The sequence below is a fragment of the Candidatus Angelobacter sp. genome (assembly GCA_035607015.1).
Taxonomy (GTDB): Bacteria; Verrucomicrobiota; Verrucomicrobiia; order Limisphaerales; family AV2; genus AV2.
Window position 1 is genome coordinate 1 of sequence record DATNDF010000509.1, and the last position, 4,240, is coordinate 4,240.

The window sequence follows — 4,240 nt, forward strand, 5'->3', positions numbered from 1 at the left end:
TGCTCTGGCCGGCGGCGTCGCGGACCGCTGGTTGAACGCGCTGGCGGCGCGCTCCAATGCCCGCGCACCGTATTGCGTCGCGCTGTCCGGCGGACGTATCGCGGGGAAGTTCCTGGCCGCGGTTTCCGAACAGGCGCGGGCGTGCAACGTCCGGTTCGACAACGTTCACTTTTTCTGGGGCGACGAGCGCTGCGTGCCGCCCACCGACACGGAAAGCAATTTCCTTTCCGCGCAAACGCAGTTGCTCGGTCCGTCGAGGATACCGCCCGACCGGATCCATCGAATTCGCGGGGAAATTTCGCCGGACCGGGCGGCAACGGAGGCCGAAGCCGAGATTTGCCGCATAGCGCCGATGAACGCCGGCGGCCAGCCGGTGCTCGATCTGATTTTCCTGGGCATGGGTGAGGACGGCCACGTGGCTTCGCTCTTTCCAGGCGCGCCCAAGGAACTGGTCGGAAGCAAATCGGTTTACCGACCGGTCATCGCGGTCAAGCCGCCGCCGCAGCGTATCACGATCAACTTCGCGACCCTTGTCGCGGCGCGAGAGGTCTGGGTGCTGGCGTCCGGCGCGGGCAAGAAAACGGCATTGCGCGAATCGTTGTCGCCAGACGGCGACACGCCGCTCGCGCGCGTGCTCGGGGAACGGGACCGAACGGTCATTTTCACGGACATCGTTTTGTAGGACAAACGTTCCATCAGGCGGCAAAACGATGAAATGCCCGCGTTTCCCGGATTTTTTTGCATCGGTCGATTTTTTTGAACGGATTTCCGGGCGGCGGTTTCCAATCATCACTGAAGCAGTCAGGACGCTGTTCGCTAAGGGTTGGCAGAGAGGTCCTGTTCGTAACGGGGTTCGAGCAGCGTACAGTTGGCCCCGTTACCCTTCTGAGCGCCCGGGTGAGGGCGTACGTGACCTCGTCACCACTGAGCCGGAGCAATCCGGCTCTTTTTTTGCCCGGCACCGAAGCCATCAGACACGGTATCGTGAACGCGTCCACTCCACGGCCGGCCGGGTGTTCTGCGTCCGCGGCACGAATCCGGAACTCTGATGCAGAATTCAGACGTTGCGTGGACGGCGCCGGACCCCTAAAATTCAACCGTTAAACGTCGGCGCGTGCGCTATGAAACACTATCTTGATTTCGAAAAACCGATTGTGGAACTGCAGCGCAAACTCGAGGAACTCCGAAAACACCCCGACACGCATTCACTGGGTATCAGCTTCGAGGAGGAGGCCACACAGATTGAAAAGAAGATTGAAGAAACCCGGCGCATGATCTTCTCGAATCTCACGCCGTGGCAGCGCGTGCAACTGGCCCGGCACACCAAACGGCCGTACACGCTGGATTATCTGCGAACGACGTTCAGCGATTTTTCCGAACTGCACGGCGACCGGCTGTATGCCGAAGACCGCGCCATGGTGGGCGGGTTCGCGAAACTGGGCGACCACCGGGTCATGGTCATCGGCACGCAGAAAGGGCGCGAGACCAAGGACAACATTTTGCGCAACTTCGGTTGCGCCCACCCCGAAGGCTATCGCAAGGCGCTCCGGCTGATGCGGCTGGCGGACAAGTTCGGCCTGCCCATCGTCACGCTCATCGACACGACAGGCGCGTATCCGGGCATCGGCGCGGAGGAACGGCACATCGCGGAGGCCATCGCCGTCAATCTGCGGGAGATGATGCTGCTCGAGGTGCCGGTCATCGCGGTTGTGATCGGTGAAGGCGGCTCGGGCGGCGCGCTGGGCATCGGCGTGGCCGACCGGCTGTTGATTCTGGAGAACGCCTATTATTCGGTGATCAGTCCGGAAGGTTGCGCGGCGATCCTTTGGAAGGACCGATCGGCATCGGCGAAAGCGGCCGAAGCGCTGAAGATCACGGCCCGGGACCTGCGCGACCTCGGCCTGGCGGACGAGATCATTCCTGAACCGCTCGGCGGCGCGCACAACGACCCTGAGGGAACGGCCCAGACATTGAAGCATCATCTCCTCAAACACCTGAAGCAGTTGAACAAACTGTCCGCTGCCGAACGACTGAAAAAACGCTACGACAAATTCCGGTCGTACGGACAGTATCTGGAGAAGCAGGAACAGGCGGCCGCGTAGGAAAACCGTGCGCGAACCCGCCGACGGCGAGTAGCGGATCGTCTTCATGCTCTACCCCCTGACGTTTCATCCCGTTTTCAAGGAACGTGTCTGGGGTGGACGCGACCTCGATCGGCTTTACCAAAAGAATCTGCCGGCGAGCGTGCCGATTGGCGAGTCCTGGGAAATCACCGACCGGCCCGAAGGCGTGAGCGTGATCGCGAATGGTCCGCTTGCGGGCAAGGACCTGCGCTGGCTGATGGACCACCACGCCCGTGAACTGCTGGGGCCGGCCCATCCGCAAAGCGGGCGCTTTCCGCTGCTCATCAAGATCCTCGACGCGCGGGAAAAGCTGTCGTTACAGGTCCACCCGCCCGCGGCAGTGGCGGGCCGGCTCGGCGGCGAACCGAAAACGGAAATGTGGTACGTCGCCGACGCGCAGCCGGGCGCGGAGCTTTACGCGGGCCTGCGACGAGGTGTGACGCGTGGCGCGTTCGAGCGCAAGGTCCGCGACGGCACCGTTGCGGAATGCTTCCATCGCGTGGCGGTGAAGCCGGGCGATGTGATGTTTCTGCCGAGCGGCCGCGTCCACGCGATCGGCGCGGGCATCGTGATTTTTGAAATCCAGCAGAACTCGGACACGACCTACCGCGTGTTCGACTGGAACCGCGTGGGACTGAACGGCAAACCGCGCGAGCTGCATGTCGAGCAGTCATTGCAGTGCATTGATTTCAACGACTTCGAGCCGCCGCTGGTCAAGAGCGAAGTCGCCCGGGTCACAGCCGGCGTCGCCGAGACACGCGCACTGGTCAACCATCCGCTCTTCTCGGTGGCGTGGACAAAGGTGCCGGGCTGCGAGCGAGTTGAAATTCGAGGCGCCGGCGCGGAAATCGTCGGGGTCCTGGAAGGACGGCTCGACGTGATTCACGACGACGACGACATCCGGCTCACGCCCGGACAGTTTTGCCTGAAGCCCGCCTGCATGGACCGGCTCACCGTCGAATCCGGACCGGCCACTCAGTATCTTCAAATCAGGCCGGGCTGACCGTTGGCGGCCGGGCCGGCCGCGTATCGCGAGCTTGTGTTGGTTCACGAATTGCTGGACAGTCTTTAACTGTGGGCAAGCGTGACATGACATATTACAAGCGGAAACTGGCCAACCGGCTGGTTTACTTTCCGCTGTTGCGCGTGCTGGTCTTCAACTTCTGGTTCCGGCTGGTGTTCGCCGGATTTGTTCTGTCAGTGGTTTTTCTGGCGTTGTTCCTGCCGAGGATCTGGCGGATGACGCCGCCGGGATTCCTGCCGGTGATCAAGGTGAGCGGTCTCGACATGGCGCGGGCATGGTCGCTGAAACGCAGCGCACTGCGTTCGATGAAGGCGGGCGATTATGACGGCGCGGTGTATGCCTGGCAGGCGGCAGTGGCCAACAATCCCGCCAATCCGGATTCCGTGCGGGGCGCGTTGAGGAATTTTCTGAAACTGGATCGCCCCAACCCGAGGTATCAGGGGCCCGCTGCCGGACAGACGTTCTGGCTTCTGAAGCTGACCGGAACAAACGCCGCGGATGTGGAACTGGTTTCACAGGTTTACGACAAGTTTCAACTTTACGATCTGACATTGCGGCTGCTTGGTCCGCTGGAAGATCACCTCAGCGCGCCGGAGGAAGCGGCCTGTTTGAAGGCGTTGTTTCATTCGGGCCAGATGGTGCGATTTGCCGCGCGCTGGGCGAAACTGGCCGGGAACCATGCCGACAGCACACCGGAACTGGAACTCTATGGCGCGGCGTATCAGGCCGGCTGGGGCGCCTACTCCTCCGCTGAAGACGGGCAAAAACGTCTCGAAGCCGCGCTGGAAGATCCCGATCGCCGGATCCTCGCGAATCGCCTGCGGCTGTTGGTGTGCGCGCACCGGCGCGACGCCGCGGGCTACCAGGATTCGCTGCAGCGCCTGGTTCAATGGCAGTCGGACACGGTGCTCGACCATGTCCTTTACTGGCAATTGCTGGCGGCGCTGGGACGCAAAGAGGAAGCGGCGGGACTGGCCCGGTCGTTTCCGCGGCCCCCCGCGACCGCGAACGAGGTCCGGCGGCTCGCGGAAACACAAATCGTTTTGGGCATGCGCGACGAGGCGCGGCGGTTTTTGCAGGACAACGCGCAACA

4 protein-coding genes are annotated in these 4,240 nt (G+C 62.4%); all 4 read left to right on the forward strand.

Going from position 1 to position 4,240, the window contains the following annotated elements:
• Positions 1-682 (forward strand): 6-phosphogluconolactonase (gene pgl, locus VN887_20525; protein ID HXT42405.1); only part of this gene is annotated, 682 nt, incomplete at its 5' end.
• Positions 683-1,121: 439 nt separating this feature from the next.
• Positions 1,122-2,102: an acetyl-CoA carboxylase carboxyltransferase subunit alpha gene (locus VN887_20530; protein HXT42406.1), complete on the forward strand. Its 981-nt coding sequence runs from the start codon at positions 1,122-1,124 to the stop codon at positions 2,100-2,102.
• Between the two features lie 46 nt (positions 2,103-2,148).
• Positions 2,149-3,126, forward strand: coding sequence for a type I phosphomannose isomerase catalytic subunit (locus tag VN887_20535; protein ID HXT42407.1), 978 nt, complete (start codon positions 2,149-2,151; stop codon positions 3,124-3,126).
• Positions 3,127-3,212: 86 nt separating this feature from the next.
• Positions 3,213-4,240: hypothetical protein (locus VN887_20540; GenBank protein ID HXT42408.1), on the forward strand; the 1,028-nt coding region annotated here is incomplete at its 3' end.

Excerpts from the sequence above, each read along its gene's own strand:
- VN887_20530 (HXT42406.1), top strand. The coding sequence starts at position 1,122 with ATGAAACACTATCTTGATTTCGAAAAACCGATTGTGGAACTGCAGCGC.
- VN887_20535 (HXT42407.1), top strand. The coding sequence starts at position 2,149 with ATGCTCTACCCCCTGACGTTTCATCCCGTTTTCAAGGAACGTGTCTGG.